Origin of the sequence: Mycolicibacterium doricum (assembly GCF_010728155.1) — a bacterium.
Classification (GTDB): domain Bacteria; phylum Actinomycetota; class Actinomycetes; order Mycobacteriales; family Mycobacteriaceae; genus Mycobacterium; species Mycobacterium doricum.
In genome coordinates, this window is sequence record NZ_AP022605.1 from 2,871,379 (window position 1) to 2,891,928 (window position 20,550).

The following is a 20,550-nucleotide window of genomic DNA, read 5'->3' on the forward strand; positions in this document are numbered from 1 at the left end:
TCCACACCGAACCAACCGCCAGGTCGCCCACCTCTAGGCGGACCGGCACTCAACTCCTCCATTGTTCCCTATCAGCACGACCGGGTATGCAAAGACCCGTTGAACCGTTGCCTCGAGGCACCTCGGCGGCCAGTGGCACCCAGCACGTCGCGACGTGGTCGTCCACCATGCCGGTCGCCTGCATGAGTGCATAGGCGGTCGTGGGACCGACGAACCGGAAGCCGCGGCGTTTGAGTTCCTTGGCCATCGCAGTCGATTCGCGGGTCACCGCGGGCACCTGCGAAAGGTCCGCCGGCCTGTCGCGACGCTCCGGCGCGAACGACCACAGCAGCTCGGCGAGATCGACGTCGAGCGCGGCGGCCGCACGCGCGTTGCCGATCGTCGCCTCGATCTTCGCGCGGTTGCGGACAATTCCGGTGTCGGCCATCAATCGCTCGACATCGCGGTCGGTGTACGCAGCGATCCGCCCGATGTCGAAGCCGTCGAACGCCTGCCGGAAGTTCTCCCGCTTGCGCAGGATGGTGAGCCACGACAAGCCACTCTGGAACGCCTCCAGGCTGATCCGCTCGAACAGCGCGGGCGTCTTACGAACCGGCCGACCCCACTCGTAGTCGTGGTAATCCTGGTAGAGCTCGAAATCTGCTGCAGCCACGCCTGATCCGTTCAGCCAGCCACAGCGGACGCGTCCGTCGTCCACCACGGCGGTCACGGGGATCGCTCGGCCATTTCGGCGGCCGCGCGCACCGCGGCGAGTTCACCGCGCAGCGCGTCGATCTCCTGGCCGAGACGGTCGAGCACCCAGTCGACCTCACCGGGTTTGTAGCCGCGCAGCGTCTGGGTGAACTTCACCGCGTCGACATCGGCACCGGTGACGCCCGAAGCCGGCAACACCGTCGCGGTGGTGGCGCGTGGCAGCGGCGGCAGCGATTCCCCGCGGCCGAAAAGCACGCTGCCCACCCCGAACAGCACGACAGCCACCAGGACGAGCACCACCAGGTAGAGCAGTATCAACGTCACGACATCGATACTGCCTGACCGGTGTGACAGACCTCAGTGCGGCCGCAAGGTGACCATCGGCGGACGGTCGTCGAGCGAGACACCGGACGCGCGCGGGGCGAACCCGTCACCGTCGGCATAGAACTGGGTGAGCCCGACGCCGGAGTCACCGACCCCGCAGCGTGACATCAGCGTCGCGATCACCTGTCGGCTCATCGACGCGAGTTCAGTCAGCGGGCGGTTGCGGTGGGTGCGCACGCCGAGGTTCACCTGGGCGATGCCGTCGAGGCCCAGCCGGTCGTAGGTGTCGACCAGCAGGCCGATCTCCACGCCGTAGCCGGGCGCGAAGGGCACCGAGGTCAACAGCTCCCGGGTGCCGGCGTACTCGCCGCCCAGCGGCTGGAGCAGACAGGTCAGCTCGGGCCGCAGCGACGCCAGCAGCGGGCGGGCCACCAGTTCGGTGACGCGGCCGCCGCCGTTGGCGTCCTCGCGGCCGCTCACCTTCAGCGGCCGCCGGTAGAAACCCTTCACCAGGTGCACGCCCGGGGTGAGCAACAGCGGGCCGAGCAGTTTCGGAACGAACATGGGATCCGGGTCGAGCAGGTCGGAGTCCACGAAAACCACCACGTCACCGCTGGTGGCCGCCAGCGAGCGCCACAGCACCTCGCCCTTGCCGGGTTGCGGGGTGACCTCGGGCAGCGCAGTCTCCCGGCTGACCACCCGGGCACCGGCGGACAAGGCCCGGATGGCGGTGTCGTCCGTGGAGCCCGAATCCAGCACAACCAACTCGTCGACCAGCCCTCCGAGCAGCGGGGTGATCGTCTCGACCACCCCGGCCACGGTGTCCTCCTCGTTGAGCGCCGGCAGCACCACCGATACGGTGCGCCCGGCCTTGGCGGCTTCCAGCTCGGCGATCGTCCACGTCGGACGGTTCCAACTATGCGTGTCGAACCAGCGGTGCCGCGCGATCGCGTCGGCGGAGTGCAGTTGCGGGCCCTCCAGTTCCGGTAACCGTGAAATAACAGTCATGCCAGTCCCCTCACCGTGCGCGTCGGCGGACGCACGCCTTGGATCGACGCGACCATCTCGAGTACGCGCCGAGTGGATCCAACCTCGTGCACCCTGAACATCGCCGCACCGGCATGCGCCGCCAGTGCGGTCGCGGCGAGGGTGCCCTCGAGGCGTTCAGTCAAACCCACACCCAGAGTCTCCCCGACGAAATCCTTGTTACTCAGCGCCATCAGGACCGGCCATCCAGTTTTTACAAGCTCTTCCACATGCCGCAACAAACTAAGACCGTGGTGAGTGTTCTTGCCGAAATCGTGCGTCGGGTCGATGAGGATGCGATTCGGCGAGACCCCCGCAGCGACCGCCCGTCGGGCCGCCGAGGTGACCTCGGCGATCACGTCGTCGACCACACCGCGTTCGGTGATGCCATAGTTCACGCGGAACGGGCGGGTACGCGGCAGCGCTCCCCCGGTGTGTGAGCAGACCAGTCCGGCGTTGAACTCAGCGGCGACCGCGGGGAGATCCGGATCGACGCCGCCCCAAGTGTCGTTGATCAGATCGGCACCCGCGGCGCATGCCTGTTTCGCCACCGCCGCACGCCAGGTGTCGACGCTGATGACGACGTCCGGGAACGTGCCACGCAGCCATTCGATGAACGGAACGACGCGGGCGATCTCCTCCTCCGCGCCCACGGTCTGACCGGGTCCGGCCTTGACCCCACCGACGTCGACGACGTCGGCACCGTCCTCGACGACGCGGTGCGCGGCGGACTTGGCGGCCTCGTCGGTGAAGGTCGCGCCCCTGTCGTAGAACGAGTCGGGCGTCCGGTTCAGGATCGCCATGATCGTCGCACGGTCACCGGCCACCGGGCGTCCGCAGAAGGTCGACTGCACCCTGCCAGGTTACGTTCGGCTCACACCCTCACTTCGGGCGTTTGCCGGCCTTCACCTCGTCGGCGTACTCCTCGTAGTACTCGACGTAGCCCTCGTCGCGGCCCTTGAGCACGTACAGTGGGTCGTCGATGTGGGTGCCGTGGCCCTCCTTACGGAGGTCGACCTTCTGGCTCTTGAAGGTCGAGGTCTGCGCGAGTTCGCCGACGACGCGGACGAACAGCGGGACGGCGTAAGAGGGCAGCCGTTCGTAAAGGGTCTGCGCCAGCGTCTTGCCGTCGAAGTCGCTGCCCTCGGTGAGTTTGATCGCCGCCATGCCCGCACGGCCACCGGTGCCTTCCACCTCGACGCCGTAGACGGTGCACTCGTCGACGGTCGGGTCCACCGACAACGCGGCCTCGACCTCGGTGGTGGCGACGTTCTCCCCCTTCCACCGGAAGGTGTCGCCGAGGCGGTCGACGAACGCGGCATGCCCGAGGCCCTGATAGCGCATCAGGTCACCGGTGTTGAACCACACGTCGCCATCCTTGAAGGCGTCGCGGACCAGCTTCTTCTCGGACTCCTTGTCGTCGGTGTAGCCGTCGAAGGGCTGGAAACTGCTGACCTTGCTCAGCAGCAGTCCCGGCTCACCGTTGCGGACCTTCTTGACCCGGCCCTTCTCGTCGCGGACCGGTTCCCCCGAGTCGCCGTCGTATTCGACGAACGCGACCGGGCTCGGGCAGATGCCGGTGGTCTTGTCGAGGTTGAGCGCGTTGACGAAGGCGGTGTTGCCCTCACTGGCGGCGTAGAACTCACACACCCGGTCGATGCCGAACCGGTTGGTGAACTCGTCCCAGATCGCAGGTCGCAGACCGTTGCCCACGATGACACGAACCTTGTGCTGGCGATCGGTTTCCTTCTTGGGCTGGTTGAGCAGATAGGTGCAGATCTCGCCGATGTAGACGAACGCCGTGGCGTCGTACCGGATGATCTCGTCCCAGAACCTCGACGCCGAGAACGACCTGCCCAACGCAAACGTGGCTCCGGCGTTCAGCACCGACGACAGCGCCACCGTCAGCGCGTTGTTGTGGTAGAGCGGTAGGCAGCAGTACATGGTGTCCTTGCTGGTCAGCCGCACGCCGAGCCCACCGAAGCCGCCCAGTGCGCGCAGCCAACGATAGTGCGTCATCACGCTTGCCTTCGGCATCCCGGTGGTGCCGGAGGTGAAGATGTAGAACGCCTTGTCCTTCGCGAGCACCGCGGACGCCGATGCCGGGTTGCCGGTAGGGGCCGTCTCGGCGAGCCGCTCGAACTCGTCGACCGTCAGCAGTCCGTCGGTGTCCGCACCGCACTCCTTGATGGGGTCGACGAAGTCGGGGTCGGCGATCACGACCTTGGCCGAGAGCAGGCCGAGGCTGTGTTCGAGCACGTCGCCGCGCTGGTGGTAGTTGAGCATCCCGGAGATCGCGCCGCATTTGACCGCGGCGAGCATGAGCAGCACCGGTTCGGGTGAGTTGCGCAGCATGATCGCCACGACGTCACCGTGGCCCACCCCGCGTGCGGCCAGCACGGCAGCGTAACGGTTAACCGTCTCGTTGGCCTCCCGATAGGAGATCTCCCGGTCCTCGAACCTCAGGAAGGTATTGTCGGCGTACTTGGCGGCCCGCTCCTGGAAGACCTTGCCGATCGACGTCTTGGCCGACGGCCGTGCGCCGAAGCCGGTGACGACGCCACCGAGGATCGTGGGTGCGTCCCGAAGGAACCCCGGCAGTCTCGAAGCGATGTCGAGCAGCCCGACGCTGTTCCGCGTCCCCGATTTCTCGTCGCTCATGCGGTGTGACCCCTCCGATCGTCGTCCGTGCGCAACACCTAACCACGCCCGATCCAGCTAGCGGCGAGGGGCACACGCTTTCATCGCCTCGTCGAGGTCGCCGACGACAATCAACCGGTCCAGCGCACCGCGGGCGACGTAACCGCTGTCGACCAACCCGTGCAACCAGGCCAGCAGACCGTCGTAGTGACCGATCGGATCGAGCATCACCACCGGCTTGTCATGCATACCAAGATAAGCCGCAGTCCAGGCTTCGAAAAATTCCTCGAGTGTGCCGATACCGCCGGGCAGCGACAGGAACGCGTCGGCGCGATCCTCCATCACCTGTTTGCGCTCGCGCATCGTGTCGGTGACCACGAGTTCGTCGGCGTCGACATCGGCCACCTCCCGGTGCACCAGCGCCTTGGGGATCACCCCGACGGTCCGGCCGCCGTGCGCCCGGGCGGCGTGGGCGAGGGCCCCCATGGCGGAGACGTTCCCCCCGCCGGACACCAGCGTCCACCCGCGGTCGGCGATCGCCTCACCGACGCGAGCGGCAAGGCTCAGCAACCGTTCGTCAGTGGGGCTGGACGCGCAGTACACACAGACTGCCCACGGGCGGTCGGGTCGGTCGGGCACACGCACAACCTAGACGGTCCTACCATCCGGCGGTGCCTGTGGACCGGGGTGGTGGCACCGCACAAACCGGCACTCGATTCCATCGAGGCGGGTGTTCGCCAACGCTCCGGCGCCGTTGTCAGCGGCGGCGCTGATGATGTCCGGTTGACTTGACCGCGCACATGAATTGGCCCGCCGGCTCACCGGATTCGCTGAACTGCAGCAGCCGGGGGCGGGCGACCGGCGAGGTGGTGCTGATCGCCGACGTGCTCGTCGCCCGCGGCGATCTGGAGGGTGCGGTGGCACTGTTACGCGATGCGGGGCCGCACTGGCGCCGACGGGAGAGGCCGGCGGGCCCGACGGTCCCGCGAGCGGCGGCAATCCTGCGAACGCCGCGGGTGGCGCGGCGGGCGGGGCGACCGGCGCCGAGGAACCCGGAGCCGAGGCCACAACGGAGTCGGAGCGGGCGCCCGTGCAAGACAACCGCGACAGCGGGCCCGCCGCCCCCATCCCGACGCAGCAGGTCTGAGCCTCACGTCTCGACCAGGACCCCGTCGGCCAGACGCAGCCACCGATTCACGCCGATCTCCGCCAAAAACCGGTCGTCGTGGCTCACCGCAACGAATGCGCCCTCATAGCCGTTGAGCGCCGATTCGAGCTGGCCGACGCTGAGCAGATCGAGGTTGTTGGTCGGCTCGTCGAGCAGCAGAAGCTGAGGTGCGGGTTCGGGATACAGCACGCACGCCAGCGTCGCCCGCAACCGCTCGCCACCCGACAGCGCCGACACCGGCAGATGGATCCGGTCGCCGCGAAACAGGAACTGCGCCAACAAGTGGCGTCTCCTGGTCAGGGTCATCTCGGGGGCGAATCGGGCCAGGCTCTCGGCCACCGACAGATCGTCGTCGAGCAGGTCCAGCCGCTGAGAGATGTAGGCGGTGCGGCCGTCGGCCCGTTGCACCGAGCCCGCGTCGGGCTCGACGGCGCCGACGATGACCCGCAGCAGCGTGGACTTGCCCGCGCCGTTCGGCCCCGTCAGCGCGATGCGTTCCGGTCCGCGCAGTGACAAATCGATTCCGTTTTCCCCGAACAGTTCCCGACCGCCGCGGTTGACGCGGAGCCCGTGGCCGGTGAACAGGTTCCGGTCGGCGGGCACGCGGCTGTCCGGCAGGTCCAGCGCGATCGCATCGTCGTCCCGCACTGAACGCTCGGCATGATCGACCCGCGCCCGCGCGTCGCCCACCCGCTTGGCGTGGACGTCATCGGACTTGCCCGCGGACTCCTGGGCTCTGCGTTTTCTGGCCCCCGTGACGATCTTCGGCAGACCGGCGTCGGAGAGGTTGCGCGCCGCGGTGTTCGCACGCCGCGCCGCACGTTCGCGGGCCTCCTGCATCTGGCGTTTCTCGCGTTTCAGCTGTTGTCGGGCATTGCGCAGGTCGCTTTCGGCGGCCTGTTGTTCGAGCGCCACCGCCTCGCGGTAGGCCGTGAAATTCCCACCGTAGAAGACGATCTCCCCTCGGTTGAGTTCGGCGATCCGGTCCATCCGGTCGAGCAGCACCCGGTCGTGGCTGACCAGCAGCAGGGTTCCGCCGAAGTCGTCGAGCGCCGCGTAGAGCGAATGCCTGGCGTCGGCGTCGAGGTTGTTGGTCGGCTCGTCGAGCAGCAGCACATCGGGCCGCTCGAGGAGTTGCGCCGCCAGGCCGAGGGAGACGATCTCGCCCCCGGACAGCGTTTCGAGACGACGGTCGAGACCGACGTGCGCGAGCCCCAGCCGGTCCAGTTGGGCGCGGGCCCGTTCTTCGACGTCCCAGTCGTCGCCGACCGCGGTGAAGATTGCGTCACTGGCATCCCCGCCGGCCAGCGCGTTCAGCGCGGCGATCACCGGGGCGATGCCGAGCACTTCGGCGACGGTTAAATCGGCGGCCACCGGCAGGGTCTGCGGGAGGTAACCGAGCGCGCCGGTGACCGACACGGTCCCGGACGTCGGCCGCAACTCTCCCGCGATCAGCCGCAGCAGAGTGGATTTACCCGCGCCGTTCGGCGCGACGAGACCGGTGCGGCCGGTGACGAAAGTGGCGGACAGGTCGGTGAAAACGACGGTGTCGTCGGGCCAGGCGAACGACAGGTCGGAACAGACGATCGATGGATCAGGCATGCGAGAGATCTCTCGTGGGCTGCGGGCCACCGAGGCACCGCAGAACGGAACAGGACGACTCAGGTGATGGCTCCGGTCACCCGGAGATGTCGTCGATTCCCAGCATGGCTTCCACGATAGCGCTGTCCGTCAAGCAGATAAGTAGCGCCGCAGCAGCTCGGTGGTGGCGGTGATCTGACCGACCTCCACCCGCTCGTCCGCCCGGTGGGCGAGGTTCGGGTCGCCCGGGCCGTAGTTGACGGCCGGAATGCCCAGCGCCGCGAACCGCGCCACGTCGGTCCACCCGTATTTCGCCCGCGCCTGCCCGCCGGCAGCCTCGACCAGGGCAGCGGCGGCCGGCTTGGTCAGCCCCGGCAGGGCGCCTGCGGCGGCGTCGGTCTGCTCGACGGTGACGTCGAGTCCGTCGAGCACCGCGAGCACGTGGGCCAGCGCCTGCTCGACGGTGCGGTCGGGCGCGAACCGGAAATTGACGGTGATCGACGCGGCGTCGGGGATCACGTTGCCCGCGATGCCGCCCTCGATCCGCACCGCGGAAAGCCCTTCCCGGTAGACGCAGCCGTCGATGTCGACGCTGCGCGCCTGGTAGGTCGCCAACCGGTCGAGCACCGGCGCGAGTTTGTGAATGGCGTTGTCTCCCAGCCATGATCGCGCCGAGTGCGCGCGCGTCCCGGTGGTGCGCACCAGTACTCGGAGGGTGCCCTGGCAGCCGGCCTCGATGAAGCCGCCGGACGGTTCACCGAGGATCGCGAGGTCGGCCTGCAGCCAGTCGGGCAGTTCGCGTTCGATACGGCCCAGTCCGTTGGCCGAGGCCTCGATCTCCTCGCAGTCGTACATCACCAGCGTGAGGTCGTGCGCTGGGTTCCCGACGGTGGCGGCGAGGTGCAGGAACACCGCGTCGCCGGACTTCATGTCGGAGGTGCCGCAGCCGTACAGGGCGTCACCTTCACGGCGGCTGGGCACGTTATCCGCGGCGGGCACGGTGTCGATGTGCCCCGCGAGGAGCACGCGAGACGGGAGTCCGCGGTTCGTGCGGGCCAGCACCGCGTCACCATTGCGAACGATCTCGACACCGTCGGTCTGTTCGCGCAGTGCGGCCTCGATCTCGTCGGCGATGCACTGTTCGTGCCGCGATTCGCTGGGGATGTCGACCAAAGCTGCGGTCAACTCGACGGGGTCACCGTGCAGGTCGAGGGCCATGGAACAACGGTAGTCTCTAGGCTCGTGACTTCTGCTGCTGGAATCGGCCTGGCGACCATCGCCGCCGACGGAACCGTCCTCGACACCTGGTATCCGGCGCCGGAACTCGGAGCCGATCTCGGGGAGTCGGGCACGGTTCGGATGTCGGTCGCCGAGGTGCCCGCCGAACTCGGTGAGCTGACCGGCCGTGACGAGGACCGCGAGGTCGACCTCGTCGCCGTGCGCACCGTCATCGCCTCGCTGGAAGACAAACCCGCCGACGGGTACGACGCCTATCTGCGGTTGCACCTGCTCTCTCACCGGCTGATCCAGCCGCACGGCGCGAACGTGGACGGCATCTTCGGTGTGCTGGCCAACGTCGTGTGGACGAACTACGGCCCGTGTGCGGTGGACGGCTTCGAGACCGTCCGCGCCCGGCTGCGCCGCTGCGGCACCGTCACCGTCTTCGGGATCGACAAGTTCCCGCGGATGGTCGACTACGTGACCCCGGCGGGGGTCCGCATCGCCGACGCCGACCGGGTGCGCCTGGGTGCGCACCTGGCGGCGGGGACGACGGTGATGCACGAGGGGTTCGTGAACTTCAACGCCGGGACGCTGGGTTCGTCGATGGTTGAGGGCCGGATCTCGGCCGGTGTGGTGGTCGGCGACGGATCCGACGTCGGCGGCGGCGCATCGATCATGGGCACCCTGTCGGGCGGCGGCAAGGAGGTCATCTCGGTCGGCAAGCGGTGCCTGCTCGGCGCGAACGCTGGGGTGGGAATCTCGCTCGGCGACGACTGCGTGGTCGAGGCAGGGTTGTACGTCACCGCGGGCACCAAGGTGCAGACGAGCGACGGGCAGACGGTGAAGGCCCGCGAACTCTCCGGTGTGAACAACCTGTTGTTCCGGCGCAATTCGCTGTCCGGTGCCGTCGAGGTGGTCAGACGCGACGGCACCGGCATCACGCTCAACGAGGCGCTGCACGTGAACTGAGCGGCCAACTGCTCGGCGTTGTGGAGAAATCATCGCCGATCAGATTGCCGTCGCGGCTGGCGCGGTCACCGGCGCCAGAACCGGCGGACAGCGGGGCTCGGCGGCGCGTCGACCGGCTCACAGCGGCAACGGTCCGCGGTAGGAACCGACCGCATCACGTCGTCGACGTGTCGGCCGCAGCCGTCCCACGTCGTTTTACCGCAGGACGGGCATGTCACGGCGTAGCACATCTGCCTCTCCTCTCTCGTGTCAAACGGCGGCGTGGGCGTCCACCCACGGCTTGTCGACCCACGCCTTGTCGACCCACGCGTTGTCGTACTGCTCGCGCATCATCGACTCCTTCTACTGTTGCGATGCATACCCCCTGGGGTACCCCCGCTTCTTGACCACCATACCCCTCGGGGTAACATCGGCGCCAGGTAAACGAAAGGAACACCATGGTCGGTGATCAGGAAGCCATCGACGCGGTCCTCAACCGGCTGCGCCGGGCCCATGGCCAGCTTTCGGGGGTGATATCGATGATCGAGCAGGGCCGCGACTGCAAGGAGGTCGTGACTCAGCTCGCAGCGGTGTCTCGCGCTCTGGACCGCGCCGGGTTCAAGATCGTGGCCACCGGATTGCGGGAATGCGTCGCGGGGGAGGGTGCCGATGCGAAAGATCCGATGACGGTGGCCGAACTCGAGAAGTTGTTCCTCGCACTGGCCTGACGAATCGACGAAGGAGTCATGATGAGCATCGCACTGTCCACCAGCCTGAAGATGACGTTCGACGACGCCGTGGCGCGTACCCGTGAGGCGCTGTCCCAACACGGGTTCGGGGTCCTTACCGAGATCGACGTCAAGTCGACACTGAAGAACAAGCTCGACGAGGACATGGAGAACTACCTGATTCTGGGTGCCTGCAACCCGCCGCTGGCGCACCGCGCGATCGGCGTGGACCGGCAGATCGGCCTGCTGCTGCCGTGCAACGTGGTGGTGCGCAGCGATCCCGACGACCCGCACACCACGCTCGTCGAGGCGATGAACCCGCAGCTGCTCGTGGACGTCACCGGTGAGCCCCAGCTGCAGCCGGTCGCCGAAGAGGTCACCACCCGGCTGCAGGCGGCGATCGACGCCCTGGCCGGCGTCTGATCACACTCCGGGCGCACCAGCCGCCGAGGGCGTGAATCTCGGCCGCATCGACGCACAGATCGGTGAAACTCAGACCCATTGCGCCAGTTCCTTCTTGAGCACCTTACCCATGGCGTTGCGGGGCAGGCTGTCGACGATGCGCACCTCACGGGGACACTTGTGCACTGAAAGTTGCTCGGCCACATAGTCGACCAACGTGGCCGGTGTGGCGTCACCGACGACGAACGCGACGATGCGCTCACCGAGGTCGTCGTCAGGCACCCCGACCACCGCGGCCTCGTCGACGCCGTCGTGGCCCAGCAGGACCGTCTCGATCTCCCCCGCCCCGACCCGGAAACCGCCCGTCTTGATCAGGTCGACCGACTCCCGCCCGACGATGCGGTGCATACCGTCGGCATCGACGACCGCAACGTCACCGGTGCGGTACCAGCCGTCAGCGTCGAACACGTCAGCCGTCGCGTCGGGCCGGTTCAAATAGCCGTCGAAGAGCATCGGGCCCCGGACTTCGAGGCGCGCAATCGTTTCCGCGTCGTGGGGCACTGGTGCGCCGTCGTCGCCGACGAGGCGGGTCTGCACCCCGGCCAGCGGGAGCCCCACCCAGCCGGGGCGGCGTTCCCCGTCGACGCGAGTACTGAGGGTGATCAACGATTCGGTGCTGCCGTAGCGCTCGACCGGTTGGTGACCGGTCAGTGCGCTCACCCGGTCGAAGACCGGAACGGGCAGCCCGGCGCTGCCCGACACCAGCAGTCGCGCCGCCATCAGTGCGCGCGCGGCGTTCCCGTCGGCGGCGATTCGTGACCACACTGTCGGCACCCCGAAGTAGATCGTGCCCCGCGCCTGCGCATAGGCCTCGGGGCTGGGCCGGCCGGTGTGGATGAACCTGTTGCCGATGCGTAGGGAACCGAGAAGTCCCAGCACCAGTCCGTGCACGTGATAGAGCGGCAGACCGTGGACAAGGGTGTCCTCGGCGGTCCACTGCCATGCCTCGGCGAGCGCGTCCAGGTCGGCGGCGATGGCGCCGCGGCTGATGACGACGCCCTTCGGCGGTCCGGTCGTACCGGAGGTGTAGATGATCAGTGCGGCGGAGTCGGGATGGGGTTCGGCGTAGCGGTGCCAAGACCGGGCGTGCAGGCGAACCGGGATGTGCGGGAGCCCGGTGTCCTCCAGATTCTCGGGCTTCTCGCCGAGCCAGGCCTGGGCGCCGGAGTCGGAGAGGATGTGGCGGCGTTCGGCGACACCCACGTCGGCGGGGACCGGAACGACGGGGACGCCGGCGATGAGGCAGCCGGTCATCGCGAGCACCGTTGCCGGCGTCGGCCTGGCCAGCACCGCGACCCGGTGCGCCGCGCCGACACGCTCGGCGACCGACGTCGCGGCCCCGACGAGATCGCTTCGACTGAGCACCGCCTTCCCGATCGTGACCGCGTCGGCGATGTCGGCGCCGCCGGCGACCGCGGCGGGGTTCAGCGAGCTCAGCAACACGCCGACGAGGCTACTCGTCAGGACTGGGCGATACTGGGCCCGTGGATTGGATCCGGCAGGTGTCGTCGCGCGAGGTGTACCGGAACGACTGGCTGACGTTGCGCGAGGACGGGATCAGACGTCCGGACGGCAGCGACGGCATCTACGCCGTCGTCGACAAGCCCAACTACGCGTTGGTCATCGCGTGTGACGGTGACCGCCTCAAGCTGGTCGAGCAGTTTCGCTACCCGCTCGGATTACGCCGGTGGGAGTTCCCGCAGGGCACCGCCCCGGGGCGGGCCGACATGGAGCCGTTCGACTTGGCTGCGCGTGAGTTACGCGAGGAGACGGGGCTGCGGGCGAAGGCCATCGTCAAACTGGGCCTGCTCGACGTGGCGCCCGGGATGAGCAGTCAGCGCGGCTCGGTATTCCTCGCCACCGAACTGACCGAGGGCGACCATGACCGGGAACACGAGGAGCAGGACATGCGCAGCGCCTGGGTCACCCGCGGCGAGTTCGAGCGGATGGTCGCCGACGGGGAGATCACCGATGCACAGAGCATCGCGGCGTACGGGATGCTGTTGCTCTGGGAGCGTTCGTAGTCGGGTTGTCCGCAGTGGCATTCGGCCGACCGCCAGGTATCCTACCTTCGGTAGGATGAATGTATGGTCAAAAATAAGGTGTCCGTCACCGTCGATACCGATGTGCTCGCCGCCGCAGACGCCGACGCCACGGCTGTCGGCATGAACCGGTCCGAACTCATCGAGCAGGCGCTGCGGCACGAACATCTGCGCCTCGCCCTGCAGAACTACACCGCGCACACCGTGCCGGCGCTCAACATCGACGACTACGCCGCCAAGATCTACCAGGCCAACAGGGCTGCCGACCTGTGATCACACCCGGTGACATCGCGCCACGGCGGGACACCGGACACGAGGCCTATGTGGTCATCCTCTCGAACTCCATCCACCTCGCCGCTGACTCCGGCAGGCTCATCTCTTGCGCCTTCGTTCCCGGCCGAATCCCCGACGCCGCTATGGCGATGGTCGTAGCAGTCCAGCAGCCCGAAGGCGCGGTGCTGCCAGAACTCGTCCAGTGGCTGCCCACCGCCGCGCTCGACGAACCCATCGGCAACATCGGCGCACAGGCGCTGCGCCAGACCGCAGCGCTGATCACTGCACTGGTCACCTAAGTAGCTCATTGTCGGGTTACCGCATCGAGCGGGTGCTGGGCACCCGCCGAGGGCGCTCAGCCGGTGAACGCGCCGTCGGCCAGTTCGTCGAAGCGCTCCAGCGCCTACTCACGGTCCTCGTCGATACCGCGTAACCGCCCGGGATCGTCGAGGTAGCGGCGCGTATACAGCCTCGCCACGAGAGCTTTTCGCTCGCCGCCGCGTTCGGCGCGTTCCCACGCCGCCTGTTCGGTCAGCAGCGCTCCCCCGTACACGTCGGCCATGAACTGCGCCGGCGGGAACAGCCGCGCGTCGGCGACCGCGCCCTCGAGCTTCGTCCATGCGGTGATCGCCGCGTCGAGATCGTCGACGCGCTGCGACACCAGCTGCGTTGTCGGGTCGTCGTCGCATACCGACACCGCATCGTGCATCCGGCCCAGCAGCGGTTGGTGCGCCTCGACACGCCGGATGCCCCGTGCCACGTCCGGGCACAACACCGTCCAGGTACAACACCGTCTAGGTAAAACATGTTGTCGGGACCTTCCCAGATGGTGTAGACCTGCGAATCGCGCAGCAGCCGGGCAACCGGCCAGTCCTCGATATAGCCGTTGCCGCCGTGGATCTCGATCGCGTCCGATGCGGCTGTGATGCCGAGCCGGCACACCTTGAGTTTGGTGACGGGCACCACGATGCGCTGCCGGACGCGCCGCCGCGGACGGTGATTGGCCAGCCCGGTGCCGTCGAAAACCATCGCCTGGGCCGCCGGTGCGCTCGGTGAACACCTGTGCCGTCTCCCTGGCCCACTCACCGGATTCGAATTTCGCCGGCACGTGGTCGCGCACGTCGGCGGCTGCATACGCGGCCACCAGTGCCTGAACCATGCCGCCGGCCGGTTGCCCAGCGCGCAGCCCATCCCGATGTTGGCCTGGTTGCGCAGGTAGGTGGGGCGCACGTCGGGATCGACGTCGGTCTCCTCGGCCCACCGGGCCACCGCGCCACCCATCAGCTCGCCCATCCGGGCCAGATGTGTCTCCGCGACGGGCACCTGTGGTCCGGCGGCAGGTAGTAGGCGAGGGTGAACTGCAGGGTGGGATCGGTCGTGTACCAGTTCAGGCCGGTCGACGTCCTCGACGTCCTCGTCGCTGATCGACACCGACGGTATTACGGGTTGCGGCGGGCTAACCGTGATTCGCCGAAAGCCGTTCGGCGGCGGCGTCGATACGCTCGTCGGTGGCGGTCAGTGCCAGCCTCACGTGCTGTGCGCCGCGGGGGCCGTAGAACTCACCCGGTGCGGCGAGGATCCCGAGCCGGGCAAGCCGGTCGACGGTCGCGCGGCACTCCTCGCCGCGGGTGGCCCACAGATACAGCCCCGCCTCGGAGTGGTCGACGGTGTAGCCGGCGGCCTTCATCGCGGGCAGCAGCACATCGCGGCGCCGCGCATAGCGTTCGCGCTGCTGCTGTGCATGGGCGTCGTCGTCGAGTGCGGCCACCATCGCCGCCTGCACGGGCGTCGGCACCATCATCCCGGCGTGTTTGCGCACCGCGAGCAGTTCGGCGACCACCGCCGGGTCGCCGGCGACGAAGCCGGCGCGGTACCCGGCTAGCGACGACGTCTTCGACAGTGAGTGCACAGCCAGCAGACCGGTGTGGTCGCCGTCGCAGACCGAGGGGTGCAGCACCGAGACGGGCGCGGTGTCCCAGCCGAGGCCGAGGTAGCACTCGTCGGAAGCGACCAGGACACCCCGCTCACGGGCCCAGCCGACGACCTTGCGGAGGTGGTCGACGCCCAACACCCGGCCCGTCGGGTTACTCGGCGAATTGAGGAAGATCAGCACCGGGGTCTGCGGACCCAACTGGGTGAGCGAATCGGCCCGGACGACCTTGGCCCCCGCCAGCCGGGCGCCGACGTCGTAGGTGGGATACGCCAGTTCCGGCACCACCACGAGGTCGTCGGACCCCGCCCCCAGCAGCGTGGGCAACCACGCGATGAGTTCCTTGGTGCCGATGACGGGCAGCACCGCACCGTCCGCCAGGCCGGTGATGCCGAACCGACGTTCGAGCGCGGCCTTCGCCGACGCCCGCAACCGGGGTGTGCCGGCGGTCGTCGGATACCCGGGCGCTGCGCTGGCCGCCAGGAGCGCCTCACGGATGACCGGCGCGACCTCGTCCACGGGGGTGCCGACAGACAGGTCGACGATGCCGTCCGGGTGTGAGCGGGCCAGCGCACCGGCCGCCGCGAGCGTGTCCCAGGGGAACTCGGGCAGCTTCGCGGAGACCACTCGGCGGGCCACCTCAGCGGCGTACTCGTGGGGCGCCGTGTCAGCCCTCGCCCTGCGGCGGCAAGTCCTTCACGGCCTGCGGGTCGTTGTCAGTCTGGCCGACCTTCGACGCACCGCCGGGGGACCCGAGTTCGACGAAGAAGTCCGCGTTGTACTGCGTGTAGGCACTCCACTGATCCGGGACGTCGTCCTCGTAGTAGATCGCCTCCACCGGGCACACCGGCTCGCAGGCTCCACAGTCGACGCATTCGTCGGGGTGGATGTACAGCATGCGTGCGCCCTCATAGATGCAGTCGACGGGGCACTCCTCGATGCATGCCTTGTCCTTCACGTCGACACAGGGTTCGGCAATCGTGTACGTCACCGGGTTCTCCTCCGTGTTCCTCGGTCCAACTGTCCAGTGGGCTGCCGACTCGGCTGGGCCGCCGAGGCGGTGGTGCCGGTTCCGCCTGGAAGTATCCCCAGCCGATACCTGGACGGTCGTCTCAGTGTGCCCTAACTTTCACGCGCCAATCCGGACTGGGAGTTCCGCGTGGTAACTGATACTAAACGTCGCACATACAAAACTGCCAGCCGCCACAACGGAGCCGCGCAAGTAACCGTGCGTTGGGGAACCGGGGGCAAAGGCCTCGGTGTCAGGCAGCCAGGGGCGCGTAAGTGGTGGTTCGCTGGCGCGCCGGCCTACCGATTCCCTCGGCGATCGCGACGAGTTCCGCGACAGTCTTGGCCGAGCCGTTCTCCGAGCCGGCCATCCGCGAGATGGTCTCCTCCATCAACGTCCCGCCGAGGTCGTTGGCGCCGCCCTGCAGCATCACCTGCGTACGTTCGACGCCGAGCTTGACCCAGCTGGTCTGGATGTGATCGATCCTGCCGTGCAACATGATCCGCGCCAGTGCATGGACCGCCCGGTTGTCCCGGTGCGTCGGGCCGGGGCGGGCACCGCCGGCCAGGTACAGCGGGGATGACTGGTGCACGAACGGTAGTGGGACGAACTCGGTGAACCCGCCCGTGCGGTCCTGGATCTCCCGCAGCACGCGAAGGTGGCCGACCCAGTGCCGGGGTTGGTCGACGTGGCCGTACATCATCGTCGAACTCGACCGCAGCCCCACCTCGTGCGCGGTGGTGACGACGTCGATCCACATCGAGGTCGGCAGCTTCCCCTTGGTCAGCACCCAGCGCACCTCGTCGTCGAGGATCTCCGCGGCGGTGCCCGGGATCGTGTCCAGTCCGGCTTCGCGCAGCGCGGTCAGCCAGTCCCGCACCGACAGCCCGCTCTTCGTCACGCCGTTGGCGATCTCCATCGGCGAGAAGGCATGGACGTGCATCGACGGCACCCGCTTCTTGACCGCACGCACCAGGTCGGCATAACCGGTGACCGGAAGTTCAGGGTCGATCCCGCCCTGCATGCACACTTCGGTGGCTCCGGCGACGTGCGCCTCCCACGCGCGGTCGGCGACCTCGTCGGTCGACAGTGAATACGCGTCGGCGTCACCTTTGCGCTGCGCGAACGCACAGAACCGGCAACCGGTGTAGCAGATGTTGGTGAAGTTGATGTTGCGGTTGACCACGAAGGTCACGTCGTCGCCCACGGTATCGCGGCGCAGTGAATCCGCCAGCGCTGCGACGGCTTCCAAGGCAGGCCCGTCCGCGGTGGCCAGCGCCAGGTAGGCGTCGTCGGACAGCGATGCCGGGTCGCGCTCCGCGGAGCGCAGTGCCGTGAGCACGTCGGTGTCCACCCGCTCCGGCGCACGCGCCGCCAGTTCGCTGACCTTCTCGCGGATCGACTCCCAGTCACCGAACGCGCTGCCGAGGTCGCTGCGGGTCTCGGTGAGCCGGCCCGCGCCGTCGATGGCCTCGTTCAGGTCGATGCGCCCCAGAGACTGCAACGCCTCGTCGGGTTCCTGCCACGGACGGCCCTGGGGGTTGACGTCGAGCGCGAGACCGGTATCCCGATCGGCGAGCGCGTCGACGTGCCCGCGCACGCGCGGATCGATCCAGGCGGCGCCGGCCTGCAGGTACTGCGGTTGCGCGGTGAGCCGCTGCACCAGGTCGTATCCCGCCTCGGCGGTCACGTCGGCCAACTCGTCGAGTGCCGGCCACGGCCGTTCGGGGTTGACGTGGTCTGGGGTCAGCGGCGAGACGCCACCCCAGTCGTCGACGCCGGCGGCAATGAGGGCCAGGCATTCGTCGCGCGACACCAGGTTCGGTGGCGCCTGCACACGCACCTTGGGACCCAGCACGAGGCGGGTCGTCGCGACCGTGGCGAGGAAGTCCTCGATACCGGCGTCCGGCGACGATGCCATCGCGGTGTGGTCCTTCGCCCGGAAGTTCTGCACGATCACTTCTTGGACGTGCCCGAACTCCCTGTGCGACTTGCGGATGGCATGCATGGTCTCGGCGCGTTCGGTGAGCGTCTCACCGATTCCGACGAGCAGGCCCGTGGTGAACGGGATGGACAGCCGGCCGGCGTCGTCGAGCGTGCGCAGCCGCACGGCCGGATCCTTGTCCGGGCTGCCGTAGTGCGCCAGCCCCTTCGTCTCGAAGAGGCGCCGGGACGTCGTCTCCAGCATCATTCCCATGGACGGCGCAACGGGTTTGAGCCGTGAGAGCTCCGACCAGCTCATCACCCCGGGGTTGAGGTGCGGCAGCAGGCCGGTCTCCTCCAGTACGCGGATGGCCATGGCGCGGACGTAGTCCAGCGTGGAGTCGTAACCGCGTTCGTCCAACCATTGACGCGCCTCGGCCCATCGGGCCTCCGGACGGTCGCCCAAAGTGAACAGCGCTTCCTTGCAGCCTAATTCCGCACCACGGGCGGCGACGTCGAGGATCTCGTCGGGCTCCATGTACATGCCAACGCCGTGCGCGCGCAGCCGCCCCGGCACGGTGACGAAGGTGCAGTAGTGGCAGGTGTCGCGGCACAGATGCGTCACGGGAACGAAGACCTTGCGGGAGTACGTGACCGGCAGGCGCCCATTGCGCCCGCGGCGACCAGCGGACGTCAACCCCGCGTCGCGGACGCGGGCGGCGCTGGAGCAGAGGTCTGCCAGGTCCTCACCGCGCGCCGCCATCGCGATCGCGGCCTCGTCGACATTGAGTGCGACACCGTCGTGAGCCCGGCGGAGCACGCGCCTCATCGCGGCGGGACTGGGCACTGCAGGCTGCGGCGGGACCGCCGGGCTGGGGAGATCAGCGCCGTGCTGGGGGTTCAGAGCCACTTCCCTGTAACCCCGGCGATGGCAACTTTCATCCGCCTGTCCCACGTCCTAGAAGCACTGCGTGCGGCATATCGGCCACAGTAGTCCGCGACAGTTGCGCCGGTGCTCTCAGACGGTGCGGAGACTCCGGCGCCAGAGCAGCCAGGCTGCTGGAGCGACACCGACGGCGGTGTAGAGCAAAACACTGTAGGCCATGGCGCCACGCCCACCGAAAACGACGTCTCCGCCGGGCCCACCGAGGGTGAGGACGGCGAGGGTGGCGAACCAAGACCAGATCGGCAGTGCGACGAGCCGGCCGGACTCAGTCCATTGGATCGCGGCCCAGACCAGCGTGGCGTTGACCAGACCGACGACGAAAGCACTCAGCGGGAACGGCACCGACCCGATACGCAGCGGCAGGAAGAAGGCGCCGACGACGGCGGTGATCACGCCGTCGAGGGTCAGTAGCGCCAGAACGGCACCGCGCAGGGGCGAATCTGCGGCCGGACGGGAACCGCGCGGCGGCGCCGTCAGGTCGGGATGCTGTCGGGCCGGTCCTGCCGGTGCTGCAGGCTCTGACCAAGGTCGGTATCCACGAATGCCCCTTCGGTGTCGCCGGATGACGTGGAGCTTACCGCGGGCCCAATTCGCTACGCCAGGTTCAACCCGGAGAGCAGATCGGTTTCCCAACCGCGTTCGTCGCGCGGGCCTGGGTCGCCGGAGGCGAGAACATAATGCTCCGCGGCGGGGACCGGCATCGCGATGTTGTTCGACAGCGCGCAGGACTGCCCGTTGGGTGCGACGGAAATCTGCGTGGCGTGCGCGCGCATGGCGGCGACCTTCTCCTCGAGGCTGTGGCTGACGTCGACGACGGCGTCGATCCCATCGTCGGGGTAGAGGAACGGCACGTCGTCGACACTCACCCGCAGCCACTGCTCGGGGACGTCGCGGGCCGCGGCGAACGCGTCGCCCATGCCGCTCTTCGACATGACGGTCCAGTAGGACTTCGGCACCCGCCACTGCGCACGCTCGACGGCCGCGGTGGTGACGCGGTGGGTCTGGATGTGGTCCGGGTGGCCGTACCCGCCGTCGGGGTCATAGGTGACCACGACGTGCGGCTGGAACTCGTCGAGTATCGCGGCGAGCAGACCGGCGGCCTCGGCCATGTCGGCGTCGACGAATCGTGGGTGGTGGCGGGCCGGAGTGCCGGCCATACCGGAGTCCCGCCAGTGGCCTGCACCGCCGAGGAACCGCGGTCCGTCCACACCCAGCGCGGCGAGCGCGGCGGTGAGTTCGGCGATCCGGTAGCCGCCGAGTTGGTCGGCGTGGTCTACGGCGAGTTGGGCGTACATCTCCCCGATCACCTCACCTTCCTCACCGAGGGTGCAGGTGACCACGCGGACATCCGCGCCGCGGCAGACGTAGTGAGCGATGGTGCCGCCGGTGGTGAGCGTCTCGTCGTCGGGGTGAGCGTGGACGAAGAGCAGGCGAGGAACTTCTGACATCGGCGGTGAATGTACGCCAAGGGGCGGTGAGCCAGGTGACGCGGTGAGGCCGGCATATCGTTCGTCAAGCAAGTCAATATGGCTCATGCCGTTGCGCTCGTGTCGACGTTGCAGTCATTCGTGAGTTGGTCACCGGGACCGATGGGACCGTCGAGTCGCTGCACCGGCTCACCGTCGAGCCGCTCAGC

20 protein-coding genes and 1 pseudogene are annotated in these 20,550 nt (G+C 68.2%); 6 read left to right on the plus strand and 15 right to left on the minus strand.

Annotated elements, in window-relative coordinates:
• Positions 1 to 49 precede the first annotated feature (49 nt).
• From G6N07_RS13915 to dapE, 8 genes are all read right to left on the minus strand, one after another.
• Positions 50 to 709, minus strand: coding sequence for a DNA-3-methyladenine glycosylase I (locus G6N07_RS13915; protein WP_372507547.1), 660 nt, complete (start codon positions 707 to 709; stop codon positions 50 to 52).
• Entirely contained in the window at positions 706 to 1,017 is a 312-nt protein-coding gene (locus G6N07_RS13920) for a DivIVA domain-containing protein (RefSeq protein ID WP_085189253.1), read from the minus strand. Before G6N07_RS13920 ends, G6N07_RS13915 begins: the two co-directional genes overlap by 4 nt.
• A gap of 33 nt (positions 1,018 to 1,050) precedes the next feature.
• Positions 1,051 to 2,025, minus strand: a complete 975-nt coding sequence (locus G6N07_RS13925) for a glucosyl-3-phosphoglycerate synthase (RefSeq protein ID WP_085189255.1) — start codon at positions 2,023 to 2,025, stop codon at positions 1,051 to 1,053.
• The gene (folP, locus tag G6N07_RS13930) at positions 2,022 to 2,897 is read right to left on the minus strand and encodes a dihydropteroate synthase (protein WP_085189257.1); all 876 of its coding nucleotides are present in this window, start codon (positions 2,895 to 2,897) and stop codon (positions 2,022 to 2,024) included. The genes G6N07_RS13925 and folP overlap by 4 nt, the downstream gene beginning before the upstream one ends.
• Before the next feature lie 28 nt (positions 2,898 to 2,925).
• Entirely contained in the window at positions 2,926 to 4,704 is a 1,779-nt protein-coding gene (gene fadD6, locus G6N07_RS13935; protein WP_085189259.1) for a long-chain-acyl-CoA synthetase FadD6, read from the minus strand.
• 57 nt (positions 4,705 to 4,761) lie between these two features.
• On the minus strand, positions 4,762 to 5,328 hold the full coding sequence (locus G6N07_RS13940) for a cytokinin riboside 5'-monophosphate phosphoribohydrolase (protein ID WP_085189261.1): 567 nt from the start codon (positions 5,326 to 5,328) through the stop codon (positions 4,762 to 4,764).
• A 505-nt stretch (positions 5,329 to 5,833) separates the two neighbouring features.
• A complete protein-coding gene (locus G6N07_RS13950; RefSeq protein ID WP_085189262.1) occupies positions 5,834 to 7,453 on the minus strand; it encodes an ABC-F family ATP-binding cassette domain-containing protein in 1,620 nt (539 codons plus the stop codon).
• Positions 7,454 to 7,582: 129 nt separating this feature from the next.
• Complete coding sequence (gene dapE / locus G6N07_RS13955) at positions 7,583 to 8,650, minus strand: succinyl-diaminopimelate desuccinylase (protein ID WP_085189264.1); 1,068 nt, start codon at positions 8,648 to 8,650, stop codon at positions 7,583 to 7,585.
• A gap of 24 nt (positions 8,651 to 8,674) precedes the next feature.
• On the opposite strand from dapE, the gene dapD reads away from it, so the two are divergent.
• The 3 genes from dapD to G6N07_RS13970 all read left to right on the plus strand — a co-directional run bounded on the left by dapD (position 8,675) and on the right by G6N07_RS13970 (position 10,752).
• On the plus strand, positions 8,675 to 9,622 hold the full coding sequence (dapD, locus tag G6N07_RS13960; RefSeq protein ID WP_085189266.1) for a 2,3,4,5-tetrahydropyridine-2,6-dicarboxylate N-succinyltransferase: 948 nt from the start codon (positions 8,675 to 8,677) through the stop codon (positions 9,620 to 9,622).
• A 437-nt stretch (positions 9,623 to 10,059) separates the two neighbouring features.
• Positions 10,060 to 10,329, plus strand: coding sequence for a metal-sensitive transcriptional regulator (locus G6N07_RS13965; protein WP_085189268.1), 270 nt, complete (start codon positions 10,060 to 10,062; stop codon positions 10,327 to 10,329).
• Between the two features lie 21 nt (positions 10,330 to 10,350).
• Positions 10,351 to 10,752: a DUF302 domain-containing protein gene (locus G6N07_RS13970; protein ID WP_085189331.1), complete on the plus strand. Its 402-nt coding sequence runs from the start codon at positions 10,351 to 10,353 to the stop codon at positions 10,750 to 10,752.
• 69 nt (positions 10,753 to 10,821) lie between these two features.
• Here G6N07_RS13970 and G6N07_RS13980 read toward each other — a convergent pair whose 3' ends face one another.
• Entirely contained in the window at positions 10,822 to 12,234 is a 1,413-nt protein-coding gene (locus G6N07_RS13980; RefSeq protein WP_085189270.1) for an acyl-CoA synthetase, read from the minus strand.
• 41 nt (positions 12,235 to 12,275) lie between these two features.
• On the opposite strand from G6N07_RS13980, the gene G6N07_RS13985 reads away from it, so the two are divergent.
• From G6N07_RS13985 to G6N07_RS13995, 3 genes are all read left to right on the plus strand, one after another.
• Positions 12,276 to 12,815, plus strand: coding sequence for an NUDIX domain-containing protein (locus G6N07_RS13985; RefSeq protein WP_085189272.1), 540 nt, complete (start codon positions 12,276 to 12,278; stop codon positions 12,813 to 12,815).
• A gap of 63 nt (positions 12,816 to 12,878) precedes the next feature.
• A complete protein-coding gene (locus G6N07_RS13990) occupies positions 12,879 to 13,106 on the plus strand; it encodes a ribbon-helix-helix protein, CopG family (RefSeq protein ID WP_085189274.1) in 228 nt (75 codons plus the stop codon).
• Positions 13,103 to 13,405: a toxin gene (locus tag G6N07_RS13995; protein ID WP_085189275.1), complete on the plus strand. Its 303-nt coding sequence runs from the start codon at positions 13,103 to 13,105 to the stop codon at positions 13,403 to 13,405. The genes G6N07_RS13990 and G6N07_RS13995 overlap by 4 nt, the downstream gene beginning before the upstream one ends.
• Before the next feature lie 104 nt (positions 13,406 to 13,509).
• On the opposite strand, the pseudogene G6N07_RS14000 reads toward G6N07_RS13995, so the two are convergent.
• The 6 genes and pseudogenes from G6N07_RS14000 to mshB form a co-directional block, all read right to left on the minus strand.
• Positions 13,510 to 14,533: pseudogene (locus G6N07_RS14000) on the minus strand (acyl-CoA dehydrogenase family protein); the annotation flags it as partial.
• 29 nt (positions 14,534 to 14,562) lie between these two features.
• Entirely contained in the window at positions 14,563 to 15,663 is a 1,101-nt protein-coding gene (dapC, locus tag G6N07_RS14005; RefSeq protein WP_372507546.1) for a succinyldiaminopimelate transaminase, read from the minus strand.
• Positions 15,664 to 15,703: 40 nt separating this feature from the next.
• Positions 15,704 to 16,027 carry a ferredoxin gene (fdxA, locus tag G6N07_RS14010; protein WP_085189279.1) on the minus strand — a complete coding sequence of 108 codons (324 nt, stop codon included), beginning with the start codon at positions 16,025 to 16,027 and terminating at the stop codon, positions 15,704 to 15,706.
• Positions 16,028 to 16,298: 271 nt separating this feature from the next.
• Entirely contained in the window at positions 16,299 to 18,878 is a 2,580-nt protein-coding gene (locus G6N07_RS14015; protein WP_085189281.1) for a bifunctional FO biosynthesis protein CofGH, read from the minus strand.
• Positions 18,879 to 18,986: 108 nt separating this feature from the next.
• Positions 18,987 to 19,391, minus strand: coding sequence for a hypothetical protein (locus tag G6N07_RS14020; protein ID WP_372507548.1), 405 nt, complete (start codon positions 19,389 to 19,391; stop codon positions 18,987 to 18,989).
• A gap of 116 nt (positions 19,392 to 19,507) precedes the next feature.
• On the minus strand, positions 19,508 to 20,362 hold the full coding sequence (mshB, locus tag G6N07_RS14025) for an N-acetyl-1-D-myo-inositol-2-amino-2-deoxy-alpha-D-glucopyranoside deacetylase (RefSeq protein ID WP_085189283.1): 855 nt from the start codon (positions 20,360 to 20,362) through the stop codon (positions 19,508 to 19,510).
• Positions 20,363 to 20,550 lie beyond the last annotated feature (188 nt).